At 65.3% G+C, this 12,698-nt stretch carries 9 protein-coding genes; 5 read left to right on the top strand and 4 right to left on the bottom strand.

The genetic code is table 11. From position 1 onward, the window contains the following. Positions 1-22: 22 nt before the first annotated feature. A complete protein-coding gene (locus AB5Y51_RS14070; RefSeq protein WP_368178610.1) occupies positions 23-1,975 on the bottom strand; it encodes a cation:proton antiporter in 1,953 nt (650 codons plus the stop codon). Between the two features lie 193 nt (positions 1,976-2,168). Between AB5Y51_RS14070 and AB5Y51_RS14065 the strand changes: the two genes are divergently transcribed. Beyond that, the gene (locus tag AB5Y51_RS14065; protein WP_368178609.1) at positions 2,169-3,095 is read left to right on the top strand and encodes a GGDEF domain-containing protein; all 927 of its coding nucleotides are present in this window, start codon (positions 2,169-2,171) and stop codon (positions 3,093-3,095) included. 42 nt (positions 3,096-3,137) lie between these two features. Here the strand turns inward: AB5Y51_RS14065 and tilS are convergent, their stop codons facing one another. Next, positions 3,138-4,472 (bottom strand): tRNA lysidine(34) synthetase TilS, encoded by a 1,335-nt coding sequence (gene tilS, locus AB5Y51_RS14060; RefSeq protein ID WP_368178608.1) that lies wholly within the window; start codon positions 4,470-4,472, stop codon positions 3,138-3,140. Positions 4,473-4,601: 129 nt separating this feature from the next. Here tilS and AB5Y51_RS14055 point away from each other — a divergent pair, with 129 nt between their 5' ends. From AB5Y51_RS14055 to AB5Y51_RS14040, 4 genes are all read left to right on the top strand, one after another. Next, positions 4,602-6,632, top strand: coding sequence for a M13 family metallopeptidase (locus AB5Y51_RS14055; protein WP_202041330.1), 2,031 nt, complete (start codon positions 4,602-4,604; stop codon positions 6,630-6,632). Positions 6,633-6,744: 112 nt separating this feature from the next. Then, the gene (locus AB5Y51_RS14050) at positions 6,745-7,182 is read left to right on the top strand and encodes a PliI family lysozyme inhibitor of I-type lysozyme (protein WP_368178607.1); all 438 of its coding nucleotides are present in this window, start codon (positions 6,745-6,747) and stop codon (positions 7,180-7,182) included. 349 nt (positions 7,183-7,531) lie between these two features. Further along, positions 7,532-9,259 (top strand): ABC-F family ATP-binding cassette domain-containing protein, encoded by a 1,728-nt coding sequence (locus tag AB5Y51_RS14045; protein WP_368178606.1) that lies wholly within the window; start codon positions 7,532-7,534, stop codon positions 9,257-9,259. 72 nt (positions 9,260-9,331) lie between these two features. Further along, on the top strand, positions 9,332-9,868 hold the full coding sequence (locus tag AB5Y51_RS14040; RefSeq protein ID WP_368178605.1) for a GNAT family N-acetyltransferase: 537 nt from the start codon (positions 9,332-9,334) through the stop codon (positions 9,866-9,868). A 43-nt stretch (positions 9,869-9,911) separates the two neighbouring features. Here AB5Y51_RS14040 and yjeH read toward each other — a convergent pair whose 3' ends face one another. After that, a complete protein-coding gene (gene yjeH, locus AB5Y51_RS14035; RefSeq protein ID WP_042015548.1) occupies positions 9,912-11,192 on the bottom strand; it encodes an L-methionine/branched-chain amino acid transporter in 1,281 nt (426 codons plus the stop codon). Positions 11,193-11,317: 125 nt separating this feature from the next. Further along, positions 11,318-12,610 (bottom strand): HAAAP family serine/threonine permease, encoded by a 1,293-nt coding sequence (locus AB5Y51_RS14030; RefSeq protein ID WP_042864259.1) that lies wholly within the window; start codon positions 12,608-12,610, stop codon positions 11,318-11,320. Positions 12,611-12,698 lie beyond the last annotated feature (88 nt).

Raw genomic sequence — 12,698 nt, 5'->3', positions numbered from 1 at the left:
CTTATCCCATGGCAAGGAGATCCTAGCGTCCCTCCAGCAGGCGCTGCTCCGCCTGTTCCATGGCCACGGCCGTGCCGAAAAGCACCAGGGTATCGCCCGCCGCCAGTACCAGCTCGCGCCTGGGATCCAGGCTGCGCTCCCCGCGATGAATCGCCTTGATGCGCACCTCTCCCAGGGCGAGATCCTGTACCCTGTGTCCCACCGCCCAGGCCTGGTCGTGCAGCAGCACGGGATGCAGCCGCTCGAGCAGTTGATCCGTTTCCAGATTGCCCGCACTCTTGCCGCCCCAGTAGAAACCGTGCAAAAAGCGATACTGGCTGCTGCGCTCGTGCTCCATGCGCCGGATCACCCGGCCGATGGGTATGTCGCAGTTGAGCAGCAGGTGGGAGACCAGCATCAGGGCTCCCTCCTGGGATTCGGGGATCACCTCGAAGGCGCCGGCCTGCTTGTAGTGTTCAAGGAAGCTGTCATCCCGGGTACGCACCAGCACCTTGATCTCCCCCGCCAGCTCCCGGATCAGCGTCAGCATGGCATCGACCCGCTTGCGATCGTCGAAGGTGATGATCACCAGCCGCGCCCGCAGCAGACCGGCCGCCAGCAGGATGTCGCGCCGGCTGGCATCGCCGAACGCCACCTGCTCCCCCGCGAGCTTCGCCTCGCTCACCCGCTCGGGATCGAGATCCAGGGCCAGGAAGGGGATCTCTTCGAGCTTGAGAAAGCGGGCACAGGTTTGGCCGGTGCGTCCGAACCCGGCGATGATGACGTGCTGGTGTTTGCTCAGGCCCGACTGGGCCACCTCGGCGCGAGAGAGCAGGGCACTGTCGGTGAGGGAGTGGGCAAGTCCCAGCGCCCGCAACACCAGCCAGGGGGTGAGGGCGATGGAGATGACACCGATGCCGATGAGCAGAGAGACCAGCTGGTGATCCAGCAAGCCGTGATGACTCGCCAGCGCCAGCAGCACAAAACCGAACTCCCCGACCTGGCTCAACATGATGCCGGCGGCCATGGCGTCGCGCTTGCGCTCCCCCATCAGGCGGCCCGCCAGCAATATGAGCAGCGACTTGCACAGGATGAGCCCCGTCACACAGGCCAGCACCTGCCACCAGGCGTCCGCCACCAGCGCCCAGTCCATGGTCATGCCGATGGTAATGAAGAAGAGCCCCATCAACACGTCGCGAAACGGCTTGATGTCCACCTCGAGCTGATGACGATAGTGGGACTCCCCCAGCATCATGCCCGCCAGAAAGGCACCGAGCGCCATGGAGAGCCCCATCCACTGGGTCAGGGAGGCCGCCAGCAATGCCACCAGCAGGGCACTCAGTACGAAGAGTTCATCTGAACGTGCGCGCGCCACCTCGAAAAACAGCATGGGCAGCAGCCACTTCCCCACCGCCAGTAGCACGGAGAGCGCAAACAACCCCTTGAGGGAGGCCCAGGCGACCTCCGCCAGCAGGGCGCTGCCCTGCACCTCGGGCTGGGCCAGGATGGGGATCATCACCAGCAGGGGCACCACGGCAAGATCCTGGAACAGCAGCACGCTCACCCCGAGCTGGGCTCGCCGGGTATGGAGCTGCTTGAGCTCGCCGAGCTGCTTGATCACCACGGCGGTGGAGGAGAGCGCCAGGGTGCCTGACACCACCAGCGCCTGGGCCAGGCTCAGCCCCCACCACCAGCCGAGCCCGAAAAACAGCAGTGAGGTGAGCAGCACCTGCAGGCTGCCGACCCCCAGCACCAGCTTGCGCATGGCGAGCAGACGCGGCAGGGAGAACTCGAGCCCGAGGGAGAACATCAGGAACACGATGCCAAGCTCCCCTATGGTCTGCATCATGGCCTGACCCGTGACGATGGCCACGCCGTGGGGGCCGAGCAGCATGCCGGCAAACAGATAGGCAAGGATCACCGGCTGGCCGAGGCGCCGGAAAATGGCCACCAGCACAACGGCGAAGATCAGCAGGATCAACACATCGGCGTACACCCATCCCTCTCCTTCATCTGCCCGGCGCCCTCTTCCCTGACACAGCAAGCACAGCGCCCGCTCCCCATATGGCACGCCACTCGCTCAGCGGCAGGGATTTCCCCTCCCGTTTCATCCCGTTAAGCCTAGCCAGCCCCCTTGTTTTTCATCGGACATATTTTAGGCACAGGGCTTGCAAGAGCCTGCGCAATGAATGGAGAGGTGTAAGGGCTGTAACGTGGAAAACACATCGTCATTGAACGGCTTCGGACATGGCATAGAGCAGTGGGTACAGCAGATGGAGCGGCTTGCGCCCTTGACCGGGCAGGACCGCTATCAGCAGATAGAGCAGTTGCTGGGGCAACGGGATCTTGACGCCCTGCTGGCAATCTTTGCCGAGCGGGTGGCAAACATTGTCCGGATCCACTCGCTCCAGTTCGACTGTGGCCAGCCCCATCCTCTCATCTCGCACCCGCCCCAGGCCAGGCTGACCCTGCATGCCTATCGCTTCGAGCTGCGGGGACGACACGAGCAGTTGCTCGGCCAGTTGCACTACGAGCTGGAGCACCCTCTGAGCGACGGCCAGAGGCGGTTGCTTGAGCAATATCATCAGCTGTTCAGCCTCCCCCTGCCCCTCTATCTGCGGCTGGATCGGCTGGAGCAGCAGGTGCGGCTCGACCACCTGACCGGACTTGGCAATCGCGCCTACTTCGACGAGGCCATTGGCCGTGCGGTGGAGCAACACAGCCGGGAACCCCATGGCCTGGTGCTGGTGCTGCTGGATCTCGACAGATTCAAGCAGGTCAATGACACCTGGGGCCACCCGGTGGGCGACCTGGTGCTAAGCCGCTTCGCCCAGTTGCTGCAGGGGTGCATTCGCGGGACGGATCAGGCGTTTCGCCTCGGCGGGGACGAGTTTGCCCTGCTGCTGCAACCCGCGGACCCCGAGGCCTGGCGCCCGGTCTGGCTGCGGTTGCAACATGTGCTCCACAGCCACAAGGAGCTCAGCGCCTTCTCGGTGGGGTGCAGCCTGGGAGCCGCCAGCTGGCAGTCGGGCATGGATGTGCAGCGCCTCTACGAGATGGCCGATACTCATCTTTACGCCCGCAAGAAAGCCGGGGGCTCCGGCCTGCCCGAATAGGGCATCACCCTTCACCTCCCGGCCCCCTGTCACTCTGCGATGTCACTCCGTATCCGTGATGACGGTGGGCCGCCACTCCCACGCCATCCCCTCTTCTGGCGCCAGAAATCCGTCGCAGACAAAGAGCCCGGCCACCAGTGCCACCTGTTCACCGTAGTAGAGGATGGGAATGCGCCCCCGCTGCCAGGAGGGCACCCCGTACTCTTGCAGCAGCTTCTTGAGCCGCCGGCTGCCCACCCGCCCCACCGGTTTCAGCATGACGCCGGGGGCGACCTGAAAACGCACCGAGAGCGGCTCGTCCCCCCTCGGTGTCCGCAACCCTTCGCCATCCGTTCTCCAGAGCCTGAACTGCCCGAGCCCGTCCGGCAGAGTGAGCGTCTCTTCCATCCCGATGGGCAGCACCTCCTCGCGGGGGGCGAGATCCGGCGCCACCAGGTAGAGGCGCCCCTGATAGCGGCGACACGCCAACCCTTGCAGGCTCAACCTGGGGTTGGCGTCATCGCGCGCCAGCGCCACCTCCTGCCACAGCAGGCCCAGCAGCTCGCGGGAGGGCATCTCTCCCCCCTGACGGCGGATCCAGTGGCGCAGCAGGTTGTTGCGCCGCACGGGGGAGAGGGAGAGGAGTCCGTCAATGCGCAGCCCTTCTCCCTCACCCACCGCCTGCCAGTCCGCCTCGGCCAGCTCGCTGATAAGCGCCTCCTGCTCGGCGCACAGGGCCATGGTGCGCGCCGTCGTCCGGGCCATGGCGGGCCAGCGGTCCTTGAGCAGGGGGATGATCTGCTGGCGCAGGAAGTTGCGGTCATAGCTCGGGTCCTCGTTGCTCTCATCCTCTACCCAGCCATAAGGAAGTGACTGCGCGGCTTCCGCCAGCTCGGCCCGGCTCATGTCGAGCAAGGGGCGCAACAGATGGCCTGCGGCAAAAGGCTGGCTCGCCACCATGCCCGCCAGCCCGCGCAGACCGGCACCCCGCTTGAGCGCCAGCAGCAGGGTCTCCAGCTGATCGTCCTGATGGTGAGCGGTGAGCAGCCACTCCCCTTCCTCCAGGTGGGCGGCGAGTCGCTCATAACGCGCCGCCCGCGCCTGGGCCTCCAGGCTCTCCCCGTTGCCTCGACAGAGCTGCACCCGCTCCACGATGAGGGGCACCGCCAGTTGCCGGCACACCCCTTCGCAGTGAGCCACCCAGTCGTCGGCATGTGGGCTCAGGCCGTGATGAACGTGCAGGGCGTTCAGGGCGAGGCCGTGGGCGCGGGCAAAACGGGCCGCCAGCACCAGCAAGACGGTGGAGTCGAGCCCGCCGCTGAAAGCCACCAGCAGACCGCGGGAACCTTCCGGCGCGGGCAGGGTCTGACAAAAACGAGAATAAATACGAGAAATCATAGGCTTCCCCAATACGACCAGGCCGATCTTAGCAGAGTCGGGCTTATCAAGCGCTAACCCGGCTGCTAGAGTGAATCGCTCCCTGCGTGGGCAAGGAAGCCATATAACCCGAATTGGAATAAAACCATAATGAACAACAAGAAACACATCCTGGCCACCCTCGTCGGGCTGGCCCTGCTGGCCGGTTGCAGTCAGGCACCGAGCCAACCGGACAAACACTCCGGCCTTGCGCTGGCCAACATGGACACCAGCGTCAAGCCTGGTGACGACTTCTTCCGCTACGTGAACGGCCACTGGCTCGCCACGGCCAAGATCCCCGATGACAGGCCCGCCGACGGCGCCTTCTACCTGCTGCGGGACAAATCCCTGGCGGACGTGCGGGTGCTGGTGGAGGGGCTGGATGGCAAAGCCGCCGCCGGCACCCCGGCCCAGCAGATCCACGACCTCTACCAGAGCTATCTGGATCAGGCCGCCCGCAACGCCAAGGGCACCACGCCCCTGCTGCCAATGCTGAGCGAGATAGAGCAGATCAGCACACCGCAGGATCTCGCCCGGGCCTTCGCCCAGAGCGCCCGCACCGGTGGCGGCTCCCCCTTCGGTTTCTGGATAGACGCCGACGCCAAGGCCCCTGACAGCTATGCCGTCTACCTCTACCAGGCCGGCCTCGGCCTGCCGGATCGGGACTACTACCTCAAGCGCGACCCCAACAGCCAGGCGCTGCTGCACAAGTACGAGCAACACATCGCCGCCATGCTGAGCCGCTTCGGTGAGACGGATGCCCAGGCCAAGGCGAAACGCATCCTGGCCCTCGAGACCAGGCTCGCCCAGATCCAGTGGGACAACGTGGCCCTGCGAGACAGAGAGAAGAACTACAACAAGGGGCCGGTGAGCGAGCTGGGGCGCCTCGCCCCCGCCATCGACTGGGACACCTACCTGGCCCAGGCCGGCCTTGCGGGGCAGCAGAGCCTGGTCATCGGCCAGCCCACCTACCTCTCGGCCCTGAACGAGGTGATGCAGCAGACCCCGGTCGCTGACTGGCAGGCCTACCTCAAGTGGCAGCTCATCACCGATTACGCCCCCTACCTCGACAGCCAGACCGATGCCCAGAATTTTGCCTTCTTCGGCACCGCTCTTAGCGGCACGCCCAAGCAGCGCGCCCCCTGGGAGCGGGCCCTCGGGGTACTGGACAACAACCTTGGGGAGGCGGTGGGCAAGCTCTATGTCGAGCGCTACTTCCCGCCTGCGGCCAAGGCCCGTATGGAGCAGCTGGTGGAGAACCTGCGCACCGCCTACGGCCAGAGCATCCAGGAGCTGGACTGGATGTCCCCGGCCACCAAGACCCAGGCCCTCGAGAAGCTCGCCAAGTTCAGACCCAAGATCGGCTACCCGGACAAGTGGAAGGACTACAGCGCCATCACCATTCGCCCCGACGATCTGGTGGGCAACCTGCAGCGGGCCCGCGCCTTCGAATACGCCGACAACCTGGCTCGCCTCGGCAAGCCGGTCGATCGGGACGAGTGGCACATGTCACCCCAGACGGTGAACGCCTACTACAACCCGAGCAACAACGAGATAGTCTTCCCGGCCGCCATTTTGCAGCCCCCCTTCTTCGACATGACGGCGGACGATGCGGTCAACTACGGCGCCATCGGCGGGGTGATCGGCCACGAGATGGGCCACGGTTTTGATGATCAGGGGGCCAAATCCGACGGTGACGGCGTGATGCGCGACTGGTGGACGCCGGCGGATCTCAAGGAGTTTCGCTTCCGCACCAGCCGGCTGGTGGCCCAGTACAACCGCTTCGAGCCCATCAAGGGCCAGTACGTCAACGGCCAGTTTACCCTGGGGGAGAACATCGGCGATCTCGGCGGCCTCACCATCGCCCACAAGGCCTACCTGCTCTCCCTGGATGGCAAGGAGGCCCCGGTGCTGGACGGTTTTACCGGCGAGCAGCGCTTCTTCCTCGGCTGGGCCCAGGTGTGGAAGGGCATGTATCGCCCCGAGCTGATGCAGATGCTGCTCGCCTCGGATCCCCACTCGCCGCCGGAATACCGGGTCAACGGCGTGGTACCGAACATCCCCGCCTTCTACGAGGCATTCAAGATCCAGCCCGGCGACAAGCTCTATCTGGACCCGGCCAAACGGGTCAAGATATGGTGATGACAACCCGGGCAGGGGGCGGCCGACCAGCGGCCCCCTGCCCGCTTCCGACGTGGCAGGCAAGCGTCCCCTGCCCGTCACAGACACACAAGCAGCAACAAGGGTCCTCTCCATGAAAGCCTTATTCCTTACTCTCGGCCTGCTCACCCTGCCCCTCGCCAGCCAGGCGGCGGACGGCTTCTTCAAGCAGCTGACGCTCCCCTCCGGCCAGGTGGTGACCGTCAGCGAAGGGCGCGGCGAGCCCGCCTCCACCGGCAGCTACGACGTGCGCCTCTACTCCGGCGCCAACCCCCAGTATCCGCTGGATCAGTTCATCGACGGCAAGGTGCTGCCGCGCGATGGCAGTATCAAGGAGATCAAGTTGCTGGATCTCAACGGCGACAAGCAGCCTGAAGTCATCGTCGTGGTGGAGAGCGCCGGCAGCGGCAGCTACCTGAGCGCCGACGCCCTCACCATCAATCCCCAGGAGGGGCTGGAGAGCTTCAACCACGTGGAGGGGCTGGCCCCCAGTGACGATGTGATTGAGGCCCTCAAGACTCCCCGCGACTGACCCCCCACGCCCCGTATCACGGGGCGTTTTTTACCCCGCACCTACCGATGCGGTGCCCACGCCCCCCCACAGGGCGGATGGACGCCTGTTTTTTTCTGTGCCTATAATCGCCGCACCCTGCCATAACGAAACACAAGGAGGTAAAAAATGGTTATCCAAGCGTGTCCGATGTTCTCGGCTCGCCTGTTCGGCACATTCAAGTGCTCTTGCCTGCATACCATCGCGCTGCGATAGCGGGTTCGAGCAAAGCCGACTCCCTTCCATACCGAGACCTTTCTCGACTCTGCCGTTGTCGCCAGCGCTCCTGATGACAGGGATTTCCCATCCCGCGATTTAAGAGAGCAAGAGCATGACAACCCTGATGAGTACCCATTCCCTGCAGATGAGTGCGGGGCACCTTCCCTTATTTGACCATCTCGAACTCGGCATTCGCGCAGGCGACCGGCTCGGCCTGATTGGCGCCAACGGCTGCGGCAAGAGCACATTGCTCGCGCTGCTGGCGGGCGAGCGCACGCCCCAGGCCGGCCGGGTCGTGCAGGCCGCCGCCTGCCGCTGCGAGTTCGTGGCCCAGCAACTGCCCGCCGGGCTTTCCACCCTCAGCACCCGCGCCGTGCTGCTGGATGCCCTGGGCAACGATCCCGCCGCCGAATGGCAGGTGGACAAGCTGCTGGCCGAACTGCAGCTGGAGGCCCAGGCCACGCTGCCGGTCAGTGCACTGAGCGGTGGCCAGCACAGCCGGCTGCAGATAGGCCGCGCCCTGCTGCGCCAACCCAACCTGCTGCTGCTCGATGAGCCCAGCAACCACCTGGACTTGCCCGCCTTGCTCTGGCTCGAGCAGTTTCTGCTGGGCTGGCGCGGCGCCTTCGTGCTGGTTTCCCACGACGCTCGCCTGCTGGACCGCGTCACGGCTCAGACCCTGATCCTGCGAGACGGCCAGTTGCACCGCTTCGCCCTGCCCTGCAGCCAGGCCAGGGCGGCGCTGGCTGCCGAGGATGAGCAGGCCCGCCTGCGCCGGGCGGACGAGCAAAAGGAGATAGACCGCCTGAGCGCCAGCAGCAAGCGCCTCGCCATCTGGGGGCGGGAGCATGACAACGAGAAGCTGGTGCGCCAGGCCAAGTCCATGGAAAAACGCATCGCCCGCCTGCAGGAGGAGCAGAGCCAGGTGGCGGCGCTGGCCCCCTGGCGGCTCGAGCTGCGCGGAGTGAGCCTGCCTGCCGACACCCTGCTGCGACTGGAGGCCCTCGATGTATCGCCGGCACCGGCACTGCCGCCGCTGCTGCGTGCCGAGGGACTCTGGCTGCGGGCCGGGGACAGGGTTGCCCTGCTCGGTGCCAACGGCACCGGCAAGTCCTCCCTGCTGCGCCAGTGCTGGCGCGAACTGACCATGCAGAGTCCGCAGGCGGGCTGGTACTGCCACCCCGGCGCGAGCATCGCCTATTACGATCAGTCCCTGCAGCAGCTCGCTGACGACGCCACCCTGAGCGACGCGCTGTACCCCCTGGCCCCTCTGCCTGAGGTGACGCGGCGACAGGCGCTGATCCGGGCGGGCTTCCCCTATGCCCGCCACGGCCAGCAGGTGCACACCCTGAGCGGGGGCGAGCGGGCACGGTTGCTGTTCCTCGCCCTGTCCCTCGGCAGCCACCACATGCTCTGGCTCGACGAACCCACCAATCACCTGGATCTGGCGGGCAAGGAGGAGCTGGCCGACGCCATTGCGGCCTTCCCCGGGGGCGTGCTGCTGGTCTCCCACGACCGGGAGCTGATCGAGCGCAGTTGCAACCGCTTCTGGCTGATACAGGACGGGCACATCCAGGAGGCCCACAGTGCCGAGCGGGCCTATGCCGAGCTCCTGGGCGATGCCCCCTTGCCGCAGGCGGGCAGCCCGGCTCGATCAGGTGACCCGCAGGCCTCGGCCGCCACGGGGGATGACGAAGAGGCGCTGCTGGCGCGCTGGTATGAGCTCGATGCCCTGCTCGCCGCCGATCTGGCCCGCAAGCCCAGGCACCAGACCCCGCGCCTGCAGCAGCAGTGGCGTGACGAGCTGGCGCGCCTTGCCGAGCGGCTCGGGTTTGCCTGACGCCAGCCCGGATCATCCATCTCTTGTTACGCAACACACGCGGCCAGCCACGGCTGGCCGCAAGGAGTCATCATGACATCAGCACCACCCCACATCAGGCTGGATCCCGTCAGCGACACCGACCTGCCTCACATCTATCGCGGCCTCTCCGATCCCCGGGTCGTCGCCTACTACGGCGTCAGCTACGACAGCCTGGCGGCATGCCGGGCACAGATGGATTGGTATGCCGAGCTGACCCGCACCGGCCGTGGCGCCTGGCACCTCATTCGCGACCGGCACACGGGCGAACCGCTGGGGGCCATCGGCTACAACGATGCCGACCCGACTCACCGGTGTGCCGAGCTGGGCTACTGGCTCTATCCCGAACACTGGGGCAAGGGGGTAATGAGCGCAGCGCTGCAACTCTGGCTCCCGCTCACTTACCGCACCACCGACCTGCACCGGCTTATGGCGGTGGTGGAGGAGCCCAACCACCCCTCCGCCCGCCTGCTGGAGCGGGCCGGTTTTCACTACGAGGGAACGGCGCGGGAGTGCGAGCGCAAGGGGGATGGCTTCATCTCCCTGCGCCACTACGCCATCTTACGCAGCGACCTGCCCGCCAGCCTGTGACCCGCAACAACAAGCCCCGCACTGCGGGGCTTTTTTTCGGGAGTTACTTGATGGCGCAGACACCCTCATCGGACGCCGAGCGGCGGCGTCTGCGCCGCCACAGGGAGAAGCCGCCATACCCCAGGCTCAGCACGACGGCATAGAGCACCTGGGTGGCGAGGGCCAGCAGCACCAGGGCACAGAGCAGCACGCTGAGGCCCGCCAGCCCCTTGCCGGTCCCCGACAACAAGCGCCAGCCGGCCGCCATGCAGAGCAGATAGACCAGCACGAAGTTGCCGTTGGCGTAGCGGATCAACGCATCGAGGGGCAGACGCAGCCAGAGGATCAGGGTGATGGAGACGAAACAGATGGCGAGCACCCAGGCAAGGGCATGCAGGGGAGCGCCCCGGGCCGAGAGGCGAGAGAGGGAGACCGGCAGTTTGCCCTCCCGCGCCATGCTCCAGATAAGGCGCGCAAAACCTTGCAGGTAGATGTTGATGCTGGCGAAGCAGGAGAGATAGCCCAGCACCGCCACCAGCCACTTGGCGGTGGGGCCGAACAGCAGGGAGAGCAGGGCCGGAATGGCGGTGGCATTGGTCGCCTCGTCCCCGTAGAGGTCATATTTGAGCACCACCAGGGAGTGTACCCAGTAGATGAGCCCCGCCAGCAGCACGCCCCCCAGCAGGGCAAGGGGGTAGTCCCGCTCCGGCCGCTTGAACTCCTCCCCCATGTGGGCGAAGGCCTCGAGCCCCACGAAACACCAGAACATCACCGCCAGCGCCGAACCCATGGCGGGCCACTCGCTCGCCGTTGGCAGAGGCTGGGCGGCATCGCGCCAGCTGAGATCCCCCTTGACCCAGATAAGCAGGGTGAGCCCCAGAATGGCCAGGGCAATGAGCAGTTGCAGATTGCCGGAGGAGCGCGCTCCCCGCAGCCCCAGCAGAAAGACCCCGAGCAGGGTGAGCAGCTGGATGCCCCAGAGGGTCCACTCCCCCATGTCGAACAGGGCGTGCCAGAAACCGGCGGCGATGGTGAGGGCGGCAGGCAGGCCCACCGGCAGCACCGCCAGAAACAGGAAAGCAGAGAAGCGCTCGGCGCCGTTGCCAAAGGCGAGGCCAATCAGATGGGGGGCGCCACCCGCGTGGGGATAACGCCGCCCGAGGCGGGCGAAGGTAAAGGCGATGGGCAGCACCAGAGCAATCAGCAGCAACCAGGCCCACAGCGACGCCCCTCCCGCCAGCGAGGCGGCGGTGGCCGGTACCACGAAGATCCCGGTACCGAGCAGGGAGGTGGCGAGCAGCCCCATCCCCTGCCAGAGCCCGAGATCCTTTTTCAACCCAGACATATCCTGTTGTCCCGTCTAGAAAAACATCCCGCCATGTTAGGCCGCCACCACCGCTTTGTTAAGCATTTGTGCCCATAAAAAAACCGCCCCGGGGGGCGGCTTTCTCACAGGGATGAACGCTGTCATCAGGCAATCAGCTTGTAGATGATGCCGGACATGGCGATGAGGCCGATGAGGGTGACGAAGCCGTTGCTGAGGTTGCCGGCATATTTGCGCATGGCCGGTACCTTGGCGATGGCGTACATCGGCATCAGGAAGAGCAGCATGGCGATGATGGGGCCGCCCAGATCTTCAATCATGCCGAGGATGCTCGGGTTGATGGTGGCCACGGCCCAAGTGGTCAGGATCATGAAGACCGCGGTCACCTTGTTCAGTTGCTTGACGTCGACGTTCTTGCCCTTCTCGCGCAGGGACTTGGCCATCAGGCCGTTCATGCCCTCTTGCGCACCCAGGTAGTGACCCAGGAAGGACTTGCTGATGGCAACCATGGCGATGAGCGGTGCCACGGTGGCGATCACCGGGTTGTCGAAGTGGTTGGCCAGGTAGGAGAGGATGGAGATGTTCTGCTCCTTGGCCGCCGCCAGGTCAGCCGGGGAGAGGCTCAGCACGCAGCTGAACACGAAGAACATTACCGTCATCACCATCATGACGTGGGCGCCCAGCAGGATGTTGCTGCACTTCTTCTCGGCGTTGGCGCCGTAGCGGCCTTTGTTGTCCACCGCGAAGGAGGAGATGATCGGGGAGTGGTTGAAGGAGAACACCATCACCGGGATGGCCAGCCACAGGGTCTTGATGAAGTCACCATTGAAGGCCTCACCCAGCGCAGGGGCTTCGGTGATGATGGCACCGTTCCAGTGCGGGATCAGGTAGAGCGCCAGGCCCATCAGGGTGATCACGAACGGGAAGACCAGCACGCTCATCGCCTTGACGATGACCTGGCCGCCCAGGCGAACGATCGCCATCAGGCCCAGGATCAGCACCAGGGAGAGGATGGCACGGGGAGGTGCCGTCATGCCCAGCTGGTGCACCATCAGGCTCTCGACGGTGTTGGTAATGGCCACGGAGTACATCAGCAGGATGGGGTAGATGGCGAAGAAGTAGAGCAGGGTGATGAACTTGCCTGCGGTCTTGCCGAAGTGCTCTTCCACCACCTCGGTGATGTCGCCGTCACGGGTGGAGCCGGACAGCACGAAGCGGGTCAGGCCACGGTGGGCGAAGAAGGTCAGCGGCAGGGCCAGGATCAGCATGGCGACCAGCGGCCACAGGCCACCGACACCGGCATTGATCGGCAGGAAGAGGACACCGGCGCCGATGGCGGTACCGTACAGACCCAGCATCCAGACCACGTCGGCCTTGTTGATGCCACGGGAGGAGGCTTTGCTCAAGCTGCCTTCAACTGCAATGTTCATGTCAGACATAGGGGTGTTCCTGTCATCAAGGAAAGTGGGATCTTAACTTGTCAGTGGGCCTGGGCCCGGTTCCTTTCCCTGGAACTCCAGCTATTCG

The sequence above is a fragment of the Aeromonas sp. R7-1 genome, assembly GCF_040908115.1.
Classification (GTDB): Bacteria; Pseudomonadota; Gammaproteobacteria; order Enterobacterales; family Aeromonadaceae; genus Aeromonas; species Aeromonas caviae.
The sequence above is the reverse complement of the archived record's forward strand: the minus strand, read 5'-3'. Positions and strand labels throughout refer to the sequence as shown.

Coding starts and splice junctions, on each gene's coding strand:
- yjeH (WP_042015548.1), bottom strand. CDS start 11,192: ATGTCTGGGTTGAAAAAGGATCTCGGGCTCTGGCAGGGGATGGGGCTG.
- AB5Y51_RS14050 (WP_368178607.1), top strand. CDS start 6,745: ATGAAAGCCTTATTCCTTACTCTCGGCCTGCTCACCCTGCCCCTCGCC.
- tilS (WP_368178608.1), bottom strand. CDS start 4,472: ATGATTTCTCGTATTTATTCTCGTTTTTGTCAGACCCTGCCCGCGCCG.
- AB5Y51_RS14030 (WP_042864259.1), bottom strand. CDS start 12,610: ATGTCTGACATGAACATTGCAGTTGAAGGCAGCTTGAGCAAAGCCTCC.
- AB5Y51_RS14045 (WP_368178606.1), top strand. CDS start 7,532: ATGACAACCCTGATGAGTACCCATTCCCTGCAGATGAGTGCGGGGCAC.
- AB5Y51_RS14065 (WP_368178609.1), top strand. CDS start 2,169: ATGGAGAGGTGTAAGGGCTGTAACGTGGAAAACACATCGTCATTGAAC.
- AB5Y51_RS14055 (WP_202041330.1), top strand. CDS start 4,602: ATGAACAACAAGAAACACATCCTGGCCACCCTCGTCGGGCTGGCCCTG.
- AB5Y51_RS14040 (WP_368178605.1), top strand. CDS start 9,332: ATGACATCAGCACCACCCCACATCAGGCTGGATCCCGTCAGCGACACC.